The organism is Pseudomonas parakoreensis (assembly GCF_021602155.1).
GTDB classification, from domain to species: domain Bacteria; phylum Pseudomonadota; class Gammaproteobacteria; order Pseudomonadales; family Pseudomonadaceae; genus Aquipseudomonas; species Aquipseudomonas parakoreensis.
Genome location: NZ_BQHY01000015.1, coordinates 1 through 18,082 on the forward strand (window position 1 = coordinate 1; position 18,082 = coordinate 18,082).

Below are 18,082 nucleotides of genomic sequence, written 5' to 3' on the forward strand. Positions count from 1 at the left end.
GTTGCCAGCTCCACCGATCAGGGTGTCCAGACCGCCACCGCCGTTCAAGATGTTGTTGCCGCTGTTGCCGGTCAACACATTGTTTTGGGCATTACCGCTGGCGTTGGTGTTCATGATCCCGGTGAGGATCAGGTTCTCGACATTGGCACTGAGGGTGTAGCTGACCGACGCCATCACGGTATCGATTTCGTTGGCCAGAGCGCTGGTTTCGACGACTACATCCTGGGTGTTGTCGACGATGTAAGTGTCGTTGCCGGTTCCACCAATCAGAGTGTCGATGCCGGCGCCACCGTCGAGGAGGTTGTTGCCAGCGTTGCCGGTAATAGTGTTGTTGAGGGTGTTGCCGGTGCCATTGAGGTTATTGCCGCCGACCAACAGCAGATTCTCAAGATTGCTTCCCAGGGTATAACTCACGTATGAGAAAACCGAATCGATTTCAGTCAGAGAGGTGCCAAGTTCGATGACGGTATCGCCCTCGTTATCGACCACGTAAGAGTCGTTACCGGAGCCGCCGGACATGATGTCGGCGCCAGCCTTGCCATCCAGAATGTTGTTGGCGCTGTTGCCGGTCAAGGTGTTGCTCAGATCGTTGCCGACCAGGTTGAGGCTGTCGGAGCCCAGAATCTGACCAGCTTCGATATTGGCGGACAGGACGTAGCTGACGGTGGTCTGAACCAGATCGACGCCTTCGTTGGCTGCTTCGATGATGATGTCGTTGGCATTGTCGACGACATACGTGTCATCGCCGGTTCCGCCGCTGAGGGTATCGGCACCGGCACCGCCATTGAGGATGTCGTTGCCGGCACCGCCGATCAGGGTGTCCAGACCGCCACCGCCGTTCAAGATGTTGTTGCCGCTGTTGCCGGTCAACACATTGTTTTGGGCATTACCGCTGGCGTTGGTGTTCATGATGCCGGTGAGGGTCAGGTTCTCGACATTGGCACTGAGGGTGTAACTGACCGACGCCATCACGGTATCGATTTCGTTGGCCAGAGCGCTGGTTTCGACGACTACATCCTGGGTGTTGTCGACGATGTAAGTGTCGTTGCCGGTTCCACCAATCAGAGTGTCGATGCCGGCGCCACCGTCGAGGAGGTTGTTGCCAGCGTTGCCGGTAATAGTGTTGTTGAGGGTGTTGCCGGTGCCATTGAGGTTATTGCCGCCGACCAACAGCAGATTCTCAAGATTGCTTCCCAGGGTATAACTCACGTATGAGAAAACCGAATCGATTTCAGTCAGAGAGGTGCCAAGTTCGATGACGGTATCGCCCTCGTTATCGACCACGTAAGAGTCGTTACCGGAGCCGCCGGACATGATGTCGGCACCAGCCTTGCCATCCAGGATGTTGTTCAGAGCGTTGCCGGTAAGGGTGTCATTAAATACCGATCCAACGGCATTCTCGATTTTGGCACCATAGGCAATTGCCAGACCGTCATTTATGGCGGTCTGATTATTGAGATCGATAAAGACTTTGCCGATTTGGCTATAGGCGCCTTCATTCAAATTGATGCTGACCGCTGAAAGTTGATTGCTACCGTCAATCGTGTCATTGCCGCCGGCATCCCAAATGGTTTCGAAAATGGATTGGTCGGCATTCCATTTGTAAATGTTGTCGCCAGTCTGCCATTGCATATTGGCGCCATACAGACTCTGGATCGCGATGATGTCCAAAACCATCGGCGTGGTTGGCTCATAGGAGTAATTGTTGTTGTAGCTCATCACTGTGAAGTGAACATCGTCCAGCGTCGGATCCAACAAGGTTTTATTGGTATTGCTCGTATCGAATGGGTGCTTAAGGCCCAGAGCGTGGCCGATTTCATGAATAAACGTCATGTAATCGTAATCACCCTTGCCAGGGTTTGGTTCGTTGGTCTGCGGGCCGATCCACACGTCGCCGGCTACCGGCGTGTCGTCAGGAAAGTAAGCCCACGCAGCGGTCTTGTTGTCCATCAAGCGATAGCCACCAAAACGCATGTCGCCCACGTTCGTGAGAGTGTCACTGGTCAGCGTAAAATTGAGGTTGGCAACGGCACTCCATCCACTTAGGGCACTGGTAATAGCCGTTTTTTGTCCCGCCGTGAGTTCATAGAGGGCGTTGTACTCGTTGTCGGGACTATAGTCGGTAATGAAATACGATGTGCCCGGTGCCATGAAGCTGTAACTGAGATTGGTCGGTCCAGTAGGACTCCAATTCGCCCCTAACCAATAAGTACCGGAAATGAGGCTGTCGACGATGGCGTTGCCGGTCAAAGTAGCTGGGAAGCTAAAGGAGTAGGTCTTGGGCGTAGGCATGCGTGGAGTTCCTGAGTGCGCTGCGGCCCTTCCTGAATGCGACCGCTACAAAAAATGCGATTTTGCACCAGAAACAATACATTTGACATCATTGAGCCATCATTTTTCGGATTGGTGGCGTCAAATAACTGACCGGGCGATCTGTATCGGCATGTGCAGTAGAATTCTGAAATAAGCCTCACGACCGTTCGTCCAGGATTTTTCATGACTGCTCTCAGCTCTACACTCATCCGCGAAACCTTCCCCGTCGGCCCGCTCCAGTGCAACTGCACGATCATCGGCGACCCGCTCACTAAAAAAGCCATCGTCGTCGACCCGGGCGGCAATCCTGACCTGATCATGGCGCGCCTTGATGCCCACGGTCTGCAAGTGGTCAGCATTATTCATACCCACGCCCACCTCGATCACTTCCTGGCTTCCGGGCTGATGAAAGAGAAAACCGGTGCCACCTTGCATCTGCACAAGGACGATCAGTTCCTGTGGGACAACCTTGAGATGCAATGCCAGATGTTCGGTGTGCCGTACACTCCGGTGCCGTCCCCGGATCGCTGGTTGAGCGACGATGAAGAACTGGCCTGTGGCTGCGGCGTGGCGCTGCATACGCCGGGACATACGCCCGGTTCCATGAGCTTTTGGTTTTCCGAGGCTAAGCTGTTGATTGCCGGCGACACGTTGTTTCGTCGCGGGGTAGGGCGCACGGATTTGTGGGGCGGCGATCAGGCGACCATCGTGCGATCGATCAAGCAGCGGCTGTACACGCTCGACGAAGACGCCATCGTGGTTGCCGGGCATGGTCCGGACACGCGTCTCGGGGATGAAATGCGGGAAAACCCGTTCGTGCGCGCCTAAACATTTTGTCACGAGTATGCGGCGGAATTTTTCGGCATTGTCATGATCCAACGCCCGCACAGGTCTATTGCCTAGGGCCGCTGCCACACAAAATGCAAAAACCAGGAGCACTTCATGTTCACCACGCCTCGTTTGATTATTGTTGCTACCGCTGTGGCCATGTTGGCCGGTTGCGCCTCGCCCAACCCGTATGACAATCAGGGGCAGGCCGACGGTGGCTCGCAAGGCATGAGCAAAACTGCCAAGTACGGTGGACTCGGCGCTCTGGCCGGTGCCCTGGCAGGTGCCGCCATCGACCACAACAACCGTGGCAAGGGTGCCTTGATCGGCGCGGCGGTGGTCGGTGCTTCGGCCGCCGGTTACGGTTACTACGCCGACCAGCAAGAGAAAAAGCTGCGCGCCAGCATGGCCAACACCGGGGTTGAAGTACAGCGCCAGGGCGATCAGATCAAACTGATCATGCCGGGCAATATCACCTTCGCCACCGATTCGGCGAACATCGCGCCAAGCTTCTACCAGCCGCTGAACAACCTGGCGAACTCGCTGAAAGAGTTCAACCAGAACCAGATCGAAATCGTCGGCTACACCGACAGCACCGGCAGCCGCCAGCACAACATGGACTTGTCCCAGCGTCGTGCGCAGAGCGTGGCAACTTACCTGACCTCGCAAGGTGTCAGCGGTGCCAACCTGTCGGCCCGTGGCGCCGGCCCGGATAACCCGATTGCCAGCAACGGTGACGTCAATGGCCGCGCGCAGAACCGCCGCGTCGAGGTCAACCTGAAGGCGATTCCGGGTCAGCAGTATGGTGGTCAGCAGCAACAGCCGGGTACGGTTCAGCAATATCCGTAACTGAATGCTTGAGTGATGAAATGCCCGGTCTTGTGACCGGGCATTTTTTTGCCTGAACGCAGTCGCCCTGTAGGAGTTGCGGCACGCTGCGATCTTTTGATCTTCAGCTCTCAACAGCACGATCAAAAGATCGCAGCCTCGTTTCACTCGACAGCTCCTGCAGGGTTGCTGGGCCTGTGCAGCACCACAAACTCCATAGGCACAAAAAAGCCCCCGGACAAGCGAAATGTCCGGGGGCTTTTTGTTGGGCGCGAAACCCGATTACTTCTTCAGACCGTAATGCTCATCGAGCATGCCCGGTGAGTTCGGGGCTTTTGGCGCGTAATCACGCGGCGGCTCCTGATCGCGCGGTGGCGTCAGACGTTCGCGCGGTGCCTGGGCGGCATCGGCGTGCAAAGCGGCGATCAGACGTTGACGGGTCTGCTCGTCCAGGGCCAGGCGGTTGGCGCCCTCGGCGAGATGATCCTGCACTTCCTGATAGCTCTGGGTCAGCTTCTTGACCAGCATCGCGGTGCTGTTGAAGTGGGTGACCACCTCGTTTTGATAGCTGTCGAAACGCTCCTGGATATCATCCAGTTGACGCTGCGTGCGGCTCGGCGCGGCATTCGGTGCGACGCGAGCGATCAGGAATCCAATGGCGACACCCACAACCAGGGCAAGAGTCGGTAACAACCAAACTAAGAGCGAGTGTTCCACGAGTCCTTCCTCTATAAACGGCTTTGCTTTACGTTAACGGCTCGAACCTGCGCTGTATACCGCGATTCACTCGCAATAGATTGGCACAGACAATTTGCTAGACGAGTCGACCCGATTCGAGGTCACGGAGTTCCTTCCTTGCTGATGCGTGAAACCCCTGTAGTCATTGCCGGCCCAGTCGGCCAAATCGAAGCGCTGTACCTCGATAACGAGCAGCCAGTCGGCATCGCGCTGATCTGCCATCCGAACCCGGTGCAGGGCGGCACCATGCTCAACAAGGTCGTCTCGACCCTGCAGCGCACCGCGCGCGACGCCGGGCTGATTACCTTGCGCTTCAACTATCGCGGCGTCGGTGCCAGCGAAGGTGCCCACGACATGGGCAGCGGTGAAGTCGACGACGCCCAGGCCGCTGCCGCCTGGCTGCGGGAAAAGCATCCGGATCTGCCGCTGACCCTGTTCGGTTTCTCCTTCGGCGGATTTGTTGCAGCAAGTCTCGGCGGTCGTCTCGAAGCGCAAGGCGTACAGCTCAAGCAGCTGTTCATGGTCGCGCCGGCGGTGATGCGTCTGGGCGATCAGGATCAACTGCCACAGCACGCCGAGCTGACCGTGATCCAGCCGGAAACCGACGAAGTGATCGATCCGCAGCTGGTCTATGACTGGTCGGAACAACTCCAGCGCCCCCATGAGCTACTGAAAGTGGCAGAATGCGGACACTTTTTTCATGGCAAGCTGACCGATCTCAAGGATCTGATCCTGCCGCGTCTCTCGAATTGATTGCAGTCTGACAAGCGATTACCCATGACGAACCGTACCCGTATCCTCACCGGCATCACCACCACCGGCACGCCGCACCTGGGCAACTACGCCGGCGCCATCCGCCCGGCGATCCTCGCCAGCCGCGACAGCAATGCCGATTCGTTCTATTTCCTGGCCGACTACCACGCCCTTATCAAATGCGATGACCCGCTGCGCATCCAGCGCTCGCGTCTGGAAATCGCCGCGACCTGGCTGGCCGGTGGCCTGGATGTCGACCGTGTGACCTTCTATCGCCAGTCCGACATTCCGGAAATTCCCGAGCTGACCTGGCTGCTGACCTGCGTCGCCGCCAAGGGCCTGCTCAACCGTGCGCACGCCTACAAGGCCTCGGTGGACAAGAACGTCGAGAGCGGTGAAGACCCGGATGCCGGCATCACCATGGGCCTCTACAGCTACCCGGTGCTGATGGCGGCGGACATTCTGATGTTCAACGCGCACAAGGTCCCGGTCGGTCGTGACCAGATCCAGCACGTGGAAATGGCCCGCGACATCGGCCAGCGCTTCAACCACTTGTTCGGCCAGGGCAAAGAGTTTTTCACCATGCCTGAAGCGCTGATCGAGGAGAGCGTGGCGACGTTGCCAGGCCTCGACGGGCGCAAGATGTCGAAGAGCTACGACAACACCATCCCGCTGTTCTCCAGTGCCAAAGAGATGAAGGACGCGATCTCGCGGATCGTCACCGACTCCAAAGCGCCGGGCGAAGCCAAGGATCCGGACAACTCGCACCTGTTCACCCTGTTCCAGGCGTTCGCCACACCGGTGCAGGCGGACGAATTCCGCAGCGAACTGCTCGGCGGTCTGGGTTGGGGCGAGGCGAAGAACCGTCTGTTCCAGTTGCTCGACAATGAACTGGGCGAGTCCCGCGAACGTTATCACCAACTGATCGAGCGCCCGGCGGATCTGGAAGACATCCTGCAACACGGTGCGAAAAAGGCCCGTGCGGTGGCGACGCCGTTCCTCAACGAACTGCGTGAAGCGGTTGGCCTGCGTTCGTTCGTCAATCAGGTGCAAGTCGCGGCGACCACCAAGAAGAAAGCCGTGAAAGCTGCACGTTTCGTCAGTTTCCGTGAAGACGACGGCAGCTTCCGTTTCCGTCTGCTGGCGGCCGATGGCGAGCAACTGCTGCTGTCGCGTAACTTCGCCGACGGCAAAACCGCCGGCCAGGTGACCAAGCAACTGCAAACCGGTCAGGCGCTGGACATCCGCAATCAAGACCTGAGCTTCAGCGTATGGCTGGAAGGCGAGTGCGTGGGTGACAGCCCGGCGTTCGCCGATGCTGCTGCGCGGGACGCGGCCATCGAAGCTTTGCGTGTAGCGCTAACCCCGGTTCAGGACTAAACAACGGCGCGGCCCGACCAAGGGCTGATTGCCATTCCCACGGGCCGTCGCTACAGTGACGGCCCGTTTTTGTTGCCTTGCTAACGAATTATGACGCCCCTAGAACGATACCAAGCTGATCTGAAACGCCCGGACTTCTTCCATGACGCCGCGCAGGAAACTGCTGTGCGTCATCTGCAGCGCCTGTACGACGATCTGATCGCGGCCGAGCAGAACAAGCCGGGCTTGCTGGGCAAACTGTTTGGCAAGAAGGATCAGACGCCGGTCAAAGGCCTGTACTTCTGGGGCGGCGTGGGGCGCGGCAAGACTTATCTGGTCGACACCTTCTTTGAAGCGCTGCCGTTCAAGGAAAAGACCCGCACCCACTTCCACCGCTTCATGAAGCGCGTGCACGAAGAGATGAAAACCCTCGGCGGCGAGAAAAACCCGCTGACCATCATCGCCAAGCGCTTTGCGACCGAGTCGCGAGTGATCTGCTTCGATGAATTCTTCGTCTCGGACATCACCGACGCGATGATCCTCGGCACGCTGATGGAAGAGCTGTTCAAGAACGGCGTGACCTTGGTCGCGACCTCGAACATCGTTCCGGACGGCCTCTACAAGGACGGCCTGCAACGCGCGCGCTTCCTGCCGGCCATTGCGCTGATCAAGCAGAACACCGAAATCGTCAACGTCGACAGCGGTGTTGACTACCGTCTGCGTCACCTCGAACAAGCGGAGCTGTTCCACTATCCGCTGGACGAAGCGGCGCACGAAAGCCTGCGCAAGAGCTTCAAGGCCCTGACACCGGAATGCACCGCAGCGGTCGAGAATGATGTGCTGATCATCGAGAACCGCGAAATCCGTGCCCTGCGCACCTGCGACGACGTGGCCTGGTTCGACTTCCGCGAACTGTGCGACGGCCCGCGTAGCCAGAACGACTACATCGAACTGGGCAAGATCTTCCACGCCGTGCTGCTCAGCGGCGTCGAGCAGATGAGCGTCACCACCGACGACATCGCCCGGCGTTTCATCAACATGGTCGACGAGTTCTACGACCGTAACGTCAAGCTGATCATTTCTGCCGAAGTCGAGCTGAAAGACTTGTACACCGGCGGACGCCTGACGTTCGAATTCCAGCGTACGCTGAGTCGTCTGCTGGAGATGCAATCGCACGAATTCTTGTCGCGGGCGCACAAGCCTTAAACAGATTCGGTGCATAAAAAAGGGCCTGCATTTGCAGGCCCTTTTTTATGCACTGAAGATCAAAAGATCGCAGGCTTCGCCAGCTCCTACAGGTGTACGCCATTCTGTAGGAGCTGCCGCAGGCTGCGATCTTTTGCTTTTAGGCAGCCTGCTGAAACTGCTGCCGATACTGGTTCGGCGACAGCTCGGTGTGCTGGCGGAACAGCCGCGCAAAGAAGCTCGCATCGTCGTAGCCGACCTCATAACTGATGGTCTTGATGCTCTTGCGGCTGCCCGACAACAGACCTTTGGCAGTCTCGATGCGCAGGCGTTGCAAGTAGTGCAGCGGCTTGTCGCCAGTCGCAGTCTGAAAGCGGCGCATGAAATTACGGATGCTCATGCCGTGCTCGCGGGCCACGTCTTCGAAGCGGAACTTGTCGGCGAAATGCTCTTCGAGCCAGTGCTGGATCTGCAGGATGATCACGTCCTGGTGCAGCTTCTGTCCGCCGAAACCGATACGTCCCGGCGAATAACTGCGCTGTACTTCATACAGAATGTCGCGGGCCACGGCTTGCGCCACGTTGGCGCCGCAAAAGCGTTCAATCAGGTAGATATAGAGATCGCAGGCCGAAGTGGTTCCCCCTGCGCAATACAGATTGTCGGCGTCGGTCAGGTGCTTGTCCTGATTGAGGTACACCTTGGGGAAGCGCTCGGCGAAGGCATTGAAGAAGCGCCAGTAAGTGGTCGCTTCCTTGCCGTTGAGCAGACCGGCCTCGGCCAGCCAGAACACCCCGGTGGCTTCGCCGCAGAGCACGGCGCCGCGGGCATGCTGCTCACGCAGCCACGGCAGGATTTGTGGATAACGGCCGCACAGGGTGTCGAAATCGTCCCAGAACGCCGGGAGAATGATGACGTCGGCGTTTTCCAGGCCGCCGTCCACCGGCATCATCACGTCACTGAAGCTGTTCACCGGTTTGCCGTCGGGGCTGACCAGGCGGGTTTCAAACGCCGGTGTCAGGCCGTGGCCCAGTTGTTTGCCGTAACGCAGGCTGGCCAGATGGAAAAAGTCCTTGGCCTGCATGAGAGTGGATGCGAAAACCCGGTCGATTGCCAGGATGCTGACGCGCCGCAAGGGCGTGGAGACTTGCTTGGACATAATTCAACTTTTGTTTTGTTTTTATAAGGGAAAGTGGTCACCAGACGGCTGGATCGTCTTATTTTTTGTCGGATGTGTCCAGTGTCCTGTGTCGGAGGTGAGGCTTAGTCTCTGAACGTCACATTCCTCCAACAAGAATGAAAGGTGCCGCATGATCCCCAGAACCTTGTTCAGCTCCGAGCACGAATTGTTCCGCGACAGCGTACGAACCTTCCTCGAAAAAGAGGCCGTGCCGTTCCATGCGCAATGGGAGAAACAAGGCCACATCGACCGCAAACTGTGGAACAAGGCGGGGGAGGCGGGGATGCTCTGCTCGCACCTGCCGGAAGAGTACGGCGGCCTGGGCGCGGACTTTCTGTACAGCACCGTGGTAATCGAAGAGGTCGGTCGTCTGGGTCTGACCGGGATCGGTTTCTCGTTGCATTCGGACATCGTTGCGCCATACATCCTGCATTACGGCAGTGAAGCGCTTAAGCAAAAATACCTGCCGAAGCTGGTCTCGGGCGAGATGGTCAGCGCGATTGCGATGACCGAGCCGGGTGCCGGTTCCGACCTGCAAGGGGTCAAGACCACCGCAGTGCTGGAAGGCGACGAGTACGTGATCAACGGCTCCAAGACCTTCATCACCAACGGCTTTCTCGCTGACCTGGTGATTGTGGTCGCCAAGACCGATCCGAAAGCCGGTGCCAAGGGCACCAGCCTGTTTGTGGTGGAAGCGAATACGCCAGGCTTTGAGAAGGGCAAACGCCTGGAGAAGGTCGGAATGAAGGCGCAGGACACGTCGGAATTGTTCTTTCAGGACGTGCGCGTGCCGAAGGAAAACCTCTTGGGCCAGGCCGGGGCAGGGTTTGCCTACCTGATGCAGGAATTGCCACAGGAACGACTGACGGTAGCCATCGGAGGTCTGGCCTCAGCCGAAGCTGCGCTGCAATGGACGCTGGATTACACCCGTGATCGCAAGGCGTTCGGCAAGGCCATTGCCGACTTCCAGAACACCCGCTTCAAACTGGCGGAAATGGCGACGGAGATTCAGATCGGCCGAGTATTTGTCGACAAGTGCCTGGAATTGCATCTGCAAGGCAAGCTCGACGTTCCGACAGCAGCGATGGCCAAATACTGGGGCACCGACCTGCAATGCAAGGTGCTCGACGAGTGCGTGCAGTTGCATGGCGGCTACGGCTTCATGTGGGAGTACCCGGTGGCCCGGGCGTGGGCGGATGCACGGGTGCAGCGGATCTATGCCGGTACCAACGAAATCATGAAGGAGATCATTGCGCGGTCGCTGTGAGTTCTGCGGTGAATTGACGGGCCCCTTCGCGAGCAGGCTCGCTCCCACAAGGATCACGCTGTACCTGTGGGAGCGAGCCTGCTTGCGAAGCTTTTAACGGCCGATCAAGGCGCCGGGTTCGGATGATCCTTGTGGATCGCCTCGATCCCTGCCAGCACTTCATCGGAAAGCTTCAGATCAAAACTGGCAATGTTGCTGTCCAGTTGCTCCAGCGTCGTAGCACCAATGATGTTGCTGGTGACGAACGGTTGCTGAGTGACGAACGCCAGCGCCATCTGCGCCGGATCCAGACCGTGTTCACGGGCCAGGGCCACGTAACGGCTGCAGGCCGCTTCCGATTGCGCGTTGAAATACCGGCTGAAGCGGCTGTAGAGGCTCAGGCGACCTTTCGGTGGGCGAGCGCCACCTTCGTACTTGCCGGACAGGAAACCGAACGCCAGCGGCGAATAGGCGAGCAGGCCGCACTGTTCGCGGATGGCGATTTCCGCCAGGCCGATTTCGAAGCTGCGGTTGAGCAGGTTGTACGGGTTCTGGATCGACACCGCGCGCGGCCAGCCACGGGCTTCGGCCAGAGCGAGGAAGCGCATGGTGCCCCATGGCGTCTCGTTGGACAGGCCGATGTGGCGGATCTTGCCGGCCTTCACTTGCTCGTCGAGGGCTTCGAGGGTGTCTTCGAGCGGCGTCAGGTTGGCTTCGATCTTGTGTTTGTAGCCCAGTTGTCCGAAAAAGTTGGTGCTGCGCTCCGGCCAGTGCAACTGGTAGAGGTCGATGTAATCGGTCTGCAGGCGCTTGAGGCTGGCATCCACCGCTTCGGTGATGTGCTGGCGGTTGTGGCGCAGGTTTTTGTCGCGGATGTAGTCGATGGTGTTGCCCGGGCCGGCGATCTTGCTGGCGAGGATCCAGTCGGCACGATCACCGCGGCTTTTGAAATAATTGCCGATGTAGCGCTCGGTGGTGGCGTAGGTGTCGGCTTTCGGCGGCACCGGGTACATCTCGGCGGTGTCGATGAAATTGATCCCGGCGTCCTTGGCCCGCTCGATCTGGGCGAAGGCTTCAGCTTCAGTGTTTTGCTCGCCCCAGGTCATGGTGCCGAGGCAGATTGCACTCACGTTCAGGTCGGTACGGCCTAGCTGGCGATAGTCCATCGGGTGCTCCTTGGGCAAAACAATCATAAAAGCAGGTTGAAATTTTTTTCGCAATCTGCATAATTGCCGACCTCTTTCTGCAGTGGAAGTGATGCGCCGCCGCCGAAGAATCTTGCCGTTGAACGGACGCGCCGACCCGAGCCCCCGAAAGCGTCTGTATCCGGCTGCCTTTGACTTGTCAAAGTACGCACTATTCAGTAAGATCCGCCGTCTTATTTACAGGCGGCCCCTGAGGCTATAAAGAATGAAAACTTTTACTGCTAAACCGGAAACAGTAAAGCGCGACTGGTTTGTCGTCGACGCTGCTGGTCAGACCCTGGGTCGTCTGGCCACCGAAATCGCGAGCCGTCTGCGTGGCAAGCACAAGCCTGAGTACACTCCTCACGTTGACACCGGCGACTACATCGTCGTCATCAACGCCGAGCAGATCCGTGTAACCGGCGCTAAAACCACTGACAAAATGTACTACTCCCACTCCGGTTTCCCGGGCGGCATCAAGTCGATCAACTTTGAAAAGCTGATCGCCAAGGCCCCTGAGCGCGTGATCGAGACCGCGGTTAAAGGCATGCTGCCTAAGAACCCGCTGGGTCGTGACATGTACCGTAAGCTGAAAGTCTATGCGGGCGCTGCACACCCTCATACTGCTCAGCAGCCCCAAGAACTGAAGATTTAACGGAATAGTTCATTATGTCGGCGACTCAAAATTACGGCACTGGCCGTCGCAAGACCGCAACCGCACGCGTTTTCCTGCGTCCGGGTACTGGTAACATCTCCATCAACAACCGCTCCCTGGATTCGTTCTTCGGCCGCGAAACTGCCCGCATGGTAGTTCGTCAGCCGCTGGAGCTGACCGAGACTGTCGAGAAGTTCGACATCTACGTCACTGTCATCGGCGGTGGTGTAAGTGGTCAGGCTGGCGCAATCCGCCACGGCATCACTCGCGCTCTGATGGACTACGACGAAACCCTGCGTAGCGCTCTGCGCAAAGCTGGCTTCGTTACTCGCGACGCCCGTGAAGTTGAACGTAAGAAAGTTGGTCTGCGTAAAGCGCGTAAGCGTCCGCAGTACTCGAAGCGTTAATTCGTTTCCACGTTCAAAAAAGAACGCCCGATTCCTCACGGAACCGGGCGTTTTTTTATGCCCGCGATTTATTAAAGAATTGCGCTGTGACAACTTGCCACATTCGTAGACCCCCTATACTACAAGGCTTGAGGGTGGGAGCTCCCGGTAATTCCCTTGTCAGAATTGGGGCTTTTCATTACCATCTCGGCAAAATTTTTATAAGTAACATTGATTTATTTAGTAGATGCCTGATTTAACAGGCCACAAAGCTGATGGGAGAGGACTGAATGAGCAATGACGGCGTGAATGCAGGCCGGCGTCGCTTCTTGGTAGCAGCCACATCCGTGGTGGGTGCTGCAGGAGCGGTGGGGGCTGCGGTCCCGTTCGTGGGGTCATGGTTTCCCAGTGCCAAGGCGAAAGCCGCCGGTGCACCGGTGAAAGTGAATGTCAGCAAGATCGAGCCAGGACAGCAGATGATTGCCGAATGGCGCGGCCAGCCGGTGTTCATTGTCCGCCGTACTGCGGAAATCCTGGGGAATCTCAAGAAGATCGAGGGCCAGCTCTCCGATCCGACTTCCAAAAACTCCACGCAACCTACTTATGTCGATCCTGAAGTGCGCTCGATCAAGCCGGAAATCCTGCTGCTGATCGGGATCTGCACTCACCTGGGTTGCTCACCCACCTTCCGTCCCGAAGTGGCGCCTGCGGACTTGGGTAAAGACTGGGTCGGCGGCTATTTCTGCCCTTGCCACGGTTCCCACTACGATCTGGCTGGTCGCGTCTACAAGTCGCAACCCGCGCCTTTGAACCTGCCAGTTCCCCCGCATTCCTATGAGACCGATGACCTGATTGTCATTGGCGTCGATACGGAGAAAGCGTGATGAGCAAGTTCATGGATTGGGTGGATGCGCGCTTCCCTGCCACCAAAATGTGGGAAGACCATCTCAGCAAGTATTACGCGCCAAAAAACTTCAACTTCTTCTATTTCTTCGGCTCGCTGGCACTGCTGGTGCTGGTCAACCAGATCGTCACCGGTGTCTGGCTGACGATGAGCTACACGCCGTCGGCAGAAGAGGCGTTCGCTTCCGTCGAGTACATCATGCGCGACGTCGAGTACGGCTCGATCCTGCGTCTGCTGCACTCTACCGGCGCTTCGGCGTTCTTCATCGTGGTTTATCTGCACATGTTCCGGGGCCTGCTCTACGGTTCGTACCAGAAACCGCGTGAGCTCGTCTGGGTGTTCGGCATGCTGATCTACCTGGCGCTGATGGCTGAGGCCTTCATGGGTTATCTGCTGCCTTGGGGGCAGATGTCCTACTGGGGTGCCCAGGTGATCATCTCGCTGTTCGGTGCGATTCCCGTCATCGGCAACGACCTGACCCAGTGGATTCGTGGTGACTACCTGATCTCCGGAATCACGCTGAACCGCTTCTTCGCCTTGCACGTCGTGGCGTTGCCGATCGTGATTCTCGGTCTGGTGGTGCTGCACATTCTGGCGCTGCACGAAGTCGGTTCGAACAACCCGGACGGCGTCGACATCAAGAAGCACAAAGACGAAAACGGTATCCCGCTGGACGGCATTGCCTTCCACCCGTACTACACCGTGAAAGACATCGTCGGCGTGGTGGTGTTCCTGTTTATCTTCTGCTTTATCGTGTTCTTCTTCCCGGAAATGGGCGGCTACTTCCTCGAAAAACCGAACTTCGAGCAAGCCAACCCGTTCAAGACGCCTGAGCACATTGCACCGGTCTGGTACTTCACGCCGTTCTACGCGATCTTGCGTGCGATCCCGGACAAGCTCATGGGCGTGATCGCCATGGGCGCCTCGATTGCGATGCTGTTCGTGCTGCCGTGGCTGGACCGCAGTCCGGTCAAATCGATGCGCTATAAGGGCTGGATGAGCAAAATCTGGCTGCTGGTGTTCTGCATTTCCTTCGTGATCCTCGGCATTCTGGGCGTACTGGCCCCGACGCCGGAGCGCACGCTGGTGTCGCAGATCTGCACCTTCCTGTACTTCGCCTACTTCATTCTGATGCCGTTCTACACCAGGCTCGAGAAGACCAAACCGGTTCCGGAAAGGGTGACTGGCTGATGAAAAAGTTATTTTTTGCTCTGATTTTTGCTGCGCTGCCTGTGCTGTCTTTTGCCGCCGAACACGGTGGTCCGGAGCTGGAAAAAGTCGACATCGACGTGTCCGATAAAGCTGCCCTGCAGGACGGTGCGCGCACCTTTGCCAACTATTGCATGGGTTGCCACAGTGCCAAGTTCCAGCGTTACGAACGGGTGGCCGATGACCTCGGCATTCCCCACGACATGATGCTCGAGAAGCTGGTGTTCACCGGCGCCAAAATCGGCGACCACATGAACATCGGCATGCAGCCGGCAGACGCCAAGACCTGGTTCGGTGCGGCACCGCCGGACCTGACCCTGGTGGCGCGCGTGCGTGGCACCGACTGGCTCTATGGTTATCTGCGCTCGTTCTACGAAGATCCGGCGCGCCCATGGGGCGTGAACAACAAGGTCTTCCCGAACGTCGGCATGCCTAACGTGCTGGTCGGCCTGCAAGGTCGTCAGGTGGTGGGCTGCAAGCAAGTGCAAATTGTCGAGGACGGCAAGAAGCAATACGATCCGCTGACCGGTACGCCGCTGACGCATGAAGCATGCGATCAGCTGACCATCGTGCCGAAAACCGGTGCTCTGAACGAAGAGCAGTTCGATGAGAAGGTCAAGAATCTGGTAACCTTCCTGGCTTACTCGGCTAACCCGGTTAAGCTGCAACATCAGCGCATCGGTACTTACGTCTTGCTGTACCTGGCGTTCTTCTTTGTGTTCGCCTACCTGCTCAAGCGTGAATACTGGAAAGACGTGCACTGATACGCTTCAAGCATTGCTGTTAATCGCGCGCGCCCAAGGGTGCCTCCGATAACGCAATGTCTGGTTCGCCAGGCATTGCGGGAGGCGCCCTCTGGGCGCGCGCGTTTTTCCGGTTCCAATCATTTCAACAAGCGAGGAGGATCGCCATGGGCGTGACCAATCGGTTGGCCTGTTACTCCGACCCCGCCGACCACTATTCCCACCGAGTGCGCATCGTGCTTGCAGAGAAGGGTGTCAGCGCCGAAATCATTTACGTGGAAGCTGGCCGCCAGCCGCCTAAACTGATTGAGGTGAACCCTTACGGCAGTCTCCCGACACTGGTCGATCGCGACCTGGCGTTGTGGGAGTCGACCGTGGTGATGGAATATCTGGATGAGCGTTACCCGCATCCGCCACTGATGCCGGTTTACCCGGTGGCGCGTGCCAACAGCCGTCTGCTGATTCACCGTATTCAGCGCGACTGGTGTGGTCTGGTGGATCTGATCCTGGATCCGAAAACCAAGGAAGCCGCGCGTGTCGTGGCGCGCAAGGAATTGCGTGAAAGCCTGACGGGCGTGTCGCCGTTGTTTGCCGACAAGCCGTTTTTCCTCAGTGAGGAACAAAGTCTGGTGGATTGCTGCCTATTGCCAATACTCTGGCGTTTGCCGATTCTGGGTATTGAACTGCCGCGGCCGGCCAAGCCGCTGCTTGATTATATGGAGCGCCAGTTTGCGCGTGAGGCTTTCCAGGCGAGTCTGTCTGGCGTCGAACGCGATATGCGCTAAGGCTTAAGGAGCCGCTATGAACTCCAGTCGACCTTATCTGGTCCGCGCGCTCTACGAGTGGATTGTGGATAACGATTGCACCCCGCACATGCTGGTCAATTCCGAATACCCGGCCGTGCAGGTGCCGCAAGGTTTCGCCAGCGACGGGCAGATTGTCCTGAACATTTCGCCCAGTGCCGTGCGGCACTTGCACATGGACAACGACGTGGTGACCTTTGAGGGTCGCTTCGGTGGCGTTCCGCATAGTCTCTATGTGCCGATCAGTGCAATTCTGGGTATTTATGCCCGGGAAAACGGTCAGGGCATGGTGTTCGATCTCGAGTCGCCGATGGATGACGAAGACGATATCGAGCCCGATGACGACTTGCCGCCACCGGGCAGCGAACCGCCGCGCCCAAGTGGCCGGCCAAGTTTGAAAGTGGTGAAGTAATAAAAAAGGCGACCCGAGAGGGTCGCCTTTTTTATTACGTAGGAGCTGCCGCAGGCTCGGGCCGCGTTCGGACGATCTTTTGATCTTGTTTTTCAAGACCAATATCAAGATCTAAAGATCGCAGCCTGCGGCAGCTCCTACATGGGTATCGGTCAGTCGATGTATTCGAACAGCTTCACGATCTTCTGCACGCCGGCAACGCCTTGCACCAGATTGGTCGCCTGTTGTGCTTCCTGTTTGGTCAGCAGGCCCAGCAGGTAAACGATACCGTTCTCGGTCACGACTTTGATGCGCGAGCCGGGAATGCTGGCGTCGGTCAGCATCTGGGTCTTGATCTTGGTGGTCAGCCAGGCGTCGTTCTGGCGAGCGAGGAAGCTTGAAGGTGCAATCACTTGCAGTTCGTTGTGCACCTTCTTCACGCGCTGGACGTTGGCGGCGGCCTGTTCGGCCTTGGCCTTGAGATCTTCGCGCGGCGTCTGGCCGGCAAGCAGGACCACGCCGTTGAAGCTGGTGACGACGATATGTGAATCCTTGTCCAGGCCTGGGTCGGCCTTGGCCACGTTGACGCCGACTTTGGTTTCGATCAGCGAGTCGTCGATTTTACTGCCGAAGGTCCGGGTGCCGCGGTCGTCTTCAATCGGCGCTTCACGGCTGGCATTCACCACCGAGGTGCAGCCGCTGATGCCGAGGCACAGGGTCAAGGCCAGAAGGCCAAGGCGATTAGGGGTCATTCTTCACTCCCGAACAGTTGGCTGTCGATCAGATCGCAGAGGCAATGGATCGCCAGCAGATGGACTTCCTGAATACGTGCAGTGACATGGGCCGGTACGCGAATCTCGACATCTTCAGGCAGCAGCAGTGAAGCCATGCCGCCGCCATCGCGGCCAGTCAAAGCTACGACAACCATTTCGCGATCATGTGCGGCCTGGATTGCTTGAATGATGTTTGCCGAGTTGCCGCTGGTCGAGATCGCCAGCAATACGTCGCCGGGTTGACCCAGTGCGCGGATCTGCTTGGAGAACACTTCGTTGTAGCTGTAGTCGTTGGCAATCGAGGTGATGGTCGAGCTGTCGGTGGTCAGGGCGATGGCCGGCAGGCTCGGGCGTTCGCGCTCGAAGCGGTTGAGCAGTTCGGAAGAGAAGTGCTGGGCGTCGCCGGCAGAGCCGCCGTTGCCACACGAAAGCATTTTGCCTTCGTTGAGCAGGGCGTTGACCATGATCTGGCTGGCTTGCTCGATGTGCGGTGCAAGTACGTCCATCGCCTGTTGCTTGGTGTCGATACTGGCCTGGAAAAGCTGGCGAATTCGGGATTGCATGTCCATCTGTGTGACCTTAAGTAGCGCGGCTGTTCGGCACGTGA

Annotated in this window: 19 protein-coding genes; 13 read left to right on the plus strand and 6 right to left on the minus strand. The window is 57.9% G+C overall.

What is annotated here, in order from left to right:
- On the minus strand, window positions 1–2,292 hold a 2,292-nt coding region (locus L6D63_RS21565; RefSeq protein ID WP_236170389.1), incomplete at its 3' end, for a M10 family metallopeptidase.
- A gap of 204 nt (window positions 2,293–2,496) precedes the next feature.
- Here L6D63_RS21565 and L6D63_RS21570 point away from each other — a divergent pair.
- On the plus strand, window positions 2,497–3,141 hold the full coding sequence (locus L6D63_RS21570; protein ID WP_131671064.1) for an MBL fold metallo-hydrolase: 645 nt from the start codon (window positions 2,497–2,499) through the stop codon (window positions 3,139–3,141).
- 114 nt (window positions 3,142–3,255) lie between these two features.
- Window positions 3,256–3,990 (plus strand): YiaD family glycine zipper/OmpA-like lipoprotein, encoded by a 735-nt coding sequence (locus L6D63_RS21575; protein WP_007961595.1) that lies wholly within the window; start codon window positions 3,256–3,258, stop codon window positions 3,988–3,990.
- Window positions 3,991–4,251: 261 nt separating this feature from the next.
- Here the strand turns inward: L6D63_RS21575 and L6D63_RS21580 are convergent, their stop codons facing one another.
- Window positions 4,252–4,686, minus strand: coding sequence for a Z-ring associated ZapG family protein (locus L6D63_RS21580; protein WP_007961596.1), 435 nt, complete (start codon window positions 4,684–4,686; stop codon window positions 4,252–4,254).
- A 144-nt stretch (window positions 4,687–4,830) separates the two neighbouring features.
- Here L6D63_RS21580 and L6D63_RS21585 point away from each other — a divergent pair, with 144 nt between their 5' ends.
- From L6D63_RS21585 to zapE, 3 genes are all read left to right on the plus strand, one after another.
- Window positions 4,831–5,460: an alpha/beta hydrolase gene (locus L6D63_RS21585; protein ID WP_131671065.1), complete on the plus strand. Its 630-nt coding sequence runs from the start codon at window positions 4,831–4,833 to the stop codon at window positions 5,458–5,460.
- A 24-nt stretch (window positions 5,461–5,484) separates the two neighbouring features.
- Complete coding sequence (locus L6D63_RS21590; RefSeq protein ID WP_095668345.1) at window positions 5,485–6,840, plus strand: tryptophan--tRNA ligase; 1,356 nt, start codon at window positions 5,485–5,487, stop codon at window positions 6,838–6,840.
- Window positions 6,841–6,930: 90 nt separating this feature from the next.
- The gene (gene zapE / locus L6D63_RS21595; protein ID WP_041074841.1) at window positions 6,931–8,025 is read left to right on the plus strand and encodes a cell division protein ZapE; all 1,095 of its coding nucleotides are present in this window, start codon (window positions 6,931–6,933) and stop codon (window positions 8,023–8,025) included.
- A 139-nt stretch (window positions 8,026–8,164) separates the two neighbouring features.
- Here the strand turns inward: zapE and L6D63_RS21600 are convergent, their stop codons facing one another.
- Window positions 8,165–9,061, minus strand: a complete 897-nt coding sequence (locus L6D63_RS21600) for a GlxA family transcriptional regulator (protein ID WP_179295013.1) — start codon at window positions 9,059–9,061, stop codon at window positions 8,165–8,167.
- Between the two features lie 250 nt (window positions 9,062–9,311).
- Here L6D63_RS21600 and L6D63_RS21605 point away from each other — a divergent pair, with 250 nt between their 5' ends.
- Window positions 9,312–10,448, plus strand: a complete 1,137-nt coding sequence (locus tag L6D63_RS21605) for an acyl-CoA dehydrogenase family protein (RefSeq protein ID WP_131671066.1) — start codon at window positions 9,312–9,314, stop codon at window positions 10,446–10,448.
- A gap of 104 nt (window positions 10,449–10,552) precedes the next feature.
- Here the strand turns inward: L6D63_RS21605 and L6D63_RS21610 are convergent, their stop codons facing one another.
- A complete protein-coding gene (locus L6D63_RS21610) occupies window positions 10,553–11,593 on the minus strand; it encodes an NADP(H)-dependent aldo-keto reductase (protein WP_131671067.1) in 1,041 nt (346 codons plus the stop codon).
- A 244-nt stretch (window positions 11,594–11,837) separates the two neighbouring features.
- On the opposite strand from L6D63_RS21610, the gene rplM reads away from it, so the two are divergent.
- The 7 genes from rplM (at window position 11,838) to L6D63_RS21645 (ending at window position 16,723) form a co-directional block, all read left to right on the plus strand.
- Window positions 11,838–12,266: a 50S ribosomal protein L13 gene (rplM, locus tag L6D63_RS21615; RefSeq protein ID WP_003228062.1), complete on the plus strand. Its 429-nt coding sequence runs from the start codon at window positions 11,838–11,840 to the stop codon at window positions 12,264–12,266.
- A gap of 14 nt (window positions 12,267–12,280) precedes the next feature.
- Window positions 12,281–12,673, plus strand: a complete 393-nt coding sequence (rpsI, locus tag L6D63_RS21620; protein ID WP_007961615.1) for a 30S ribosomal protein S9 — start codon at window positions 12,281–12,283, stop codon at window positions 12,671–12,673.
- A 269-nt stretch (window positions 12,674–12,942) separates the two neighbouring features.
- Window positions 12,943–13,536, plus strand: a complete 594-nt coding sequence (gene petA, locus L6D63_RS21625) for a ubiquinol-cytochrome c reductase iron-sulfur subunit (RefSeq protein ID WP_003228055.1) — start codon at window positions 12,943–12,945, stop codon at window positions 13,534–13,536.
- Window positions 13,536–14,747: a cytochrome b gene (locus tag L6D63_RS21630; protein ID WP_095668348.1), complete on the plus strand. Its 1,212-nt coding sequence runs from the start codon at window positions 13,536–13,538 to the stop codon at window positions 14,745–14,747. Before petA ends, L6D63_RS21630 begins: the two co-directional genes overlap by 1 nt.
- Window positions 14,747–15,529, plus strand: a complete 783-nt coding sequence (locus tag L6D63_RS21635) for a cytochrome c1 (RefSeq protein ID WP_007961619.1) — start codon at window positions 14,747–14,749, stop codon at window positions 15,527–15,529. The genes L6D63_RS21630 and L6D63_RS21635 overlap by 1 nt, the downstream gene beginning before the upstream one ends.
- 146 nt (window positions 15,530–15,675) lie before the next feature.
- Window positions 15,676–16,293, plus strand: a complete 618-nt coding sequence (locus L6D63_RS21640) for a glutathione S-transferase N-terminal domain-containing protein (RefSeq protein WP_003228048.1) — start codon at window positions 15,676–15,678, stop codon at window positions 16,291–16,293.
- Window positions 16,294–16,309: 16 nt separating this feature from the next.
- The gene (locus tag L6D63_RS21645; RefSeq protein WP_027612189.1) at window positions 16,310–16,723 is read left to right on the plus strand and encodes a ClpXP protease specificity-enhancing factor; all 414 of its coding nucleotides are present in this window, start codon (window positions 16,310–16,312) and stop codon (window positions 16,721–16,723) included.
- A 152-nt stretch (window positions 16,724–16,875) separates the two neighbouring features.
- On the opposite strand, the gene L6D63_RS21650 is transcribed toward L6D63_RS21645, so the two are convergent.
- Window positions 16,876–17,454 (minus strand): BON domain-containing protein, encoded by a 579-nt coding sequence (locus L6D63_RS21650; RefSeq protein ID WP_041073173.1) that lies wholly within the window; start codon window positions 17,452–17,454, stop codon window positions 16,876–16,878.
- Entirely contained in the window at window positions 17,451–18,044 is a 594-nt protein-coding gene (locus L6D63_RS21655) for a phosphoheptose isomerase (RefSeq protein WP_025109297.1), read from the minus strand. The genes L6D63_RS21650 and L6D63_RS21655 overlap by 4 nt, the downstream gene beginning before the upstream one ends.
- Window positions 18,045–18,082 lie beyond the last annotated feature (38 nt).

What these genes read in the sequence shown, in the direction of transcription:
- L6D63_RS21570 (WP_131671064.1), top strand. Translation starts at nt 2,497, where the DNA reads ATGACTGCTCTCAGCTCTACACTCATCCGCGAAACCTTCCCCGTCGGC.
- L6D63_RS21575 (WP_007961595.1), top strand. Translation starts at nt 3,256, where the DNA reads ATGTTCACCACGCCTCGTTTGATTATTGTTGCTACCGCTGTGGCCATG.
- L6D63_RS21585 (WP_131671065.1), top strand. Translation starts at nt 4,831, where the DNA reads ATGCGTGAAACCCCTGTAGTCATTGCCGGCCCAGTCGGCCAAATCGAA.
- L6D63_RS21590 (WP_095668345.1), top strand. Translation starts at nt 5,485, where the DNA reads ATGACGAACCGTACCCGTATCCTCACCGGCATCACCACCACCGGCACG.
- zapE (WP_041074841.1), top strand. Translation starts at nt 6,931, where the DNA reads ATGACGCCCCTAGAACGATACCAAGCTGATCTGAAACGCCCGGACTTC.
- L6D63_RS21605 (WP_131671066.1), top strand. Translation starts at nt 9,312, where the DNA reads ATGATCCCCAGAACCTTGTTCAGCTCCGAGCACGAATTGTTCCGCGAC.
- L6D63_RS21610 (WP_131671067.1), bottom strand. Translation starts at nt 11,593, where the DNA reads ATGGACTATCGCCAGCTAGGCCGTACCGACCTGAACGTGAGTGCAATC.
- rplM (WP_003228062.1), top strand. Translation starts at nt 11,838, where the DNA reads ATGAAAACTTTTACTGCTAAACCGGAAACAGTAAAGCGCGACTGGTTT.
- rpsI (WP_007961615.1), top strand. Translation starts at nt 12,281, where the DNA reads ATGTCGGCGACTCAAAATTACGGCACTGGCCGTCGCAAGACCGCAACC.
- petA (WP_003228055.1), top strand. Translation starts at nt 12,943, where the DNA reads ATGAGCAATGACGGCGTGAATGCAGGCCGGCGTCGCTTCTTGGTAGCA.
- L6D63_RS21630 (WP_095668348.1), top strand. Translation starts at nt 13,536, where the DNA reads ATGAGCAAGTTCATGGATTGGGTGGATGCGCGCTTCCCTGCCACCAAA.
- L6D63_RS21635 (WP_007961619.1), top strand. Translation starts at nt 14,747, where the DNA reads ATGAAAAAGTTATTTTTTGCTCTGATTTTTGCTGCGCTGCCTGTGCTG.
- L6D63_RS21640 (WP_003228048.1), top strand. Translation starts at nt 15,676, where the DNA reads ATGGGCGTGACCAATCGGTTGGCCTGTTACTCCGACCCCGCCGACCAC.
- L6D63_RS21645 (WP_027612189.1), top strand. Translation starts at nt 16,310, where the DNA reads ATGAACTCCAGTCGACCTTATCTGGTCCGCGCGCTCTACGAGTGGATT.
- L6D63_RS21650 (WP_041073173.1), bottom strand. Translation starts at nt 17,454, where the DNA reads ATGACCCCTAATCGCCTTGGCCTTCTGGCCTTGACCCTGTGCCTCGGC.
- L6D63_RS21655 (WP_025109297.1), bottom strand. Translation starts at nt 18,044, where the DNA reads ATGGACATGCAATCCCGAATTCGCCAGCTTTTCCAGGCCAGTATCGAC.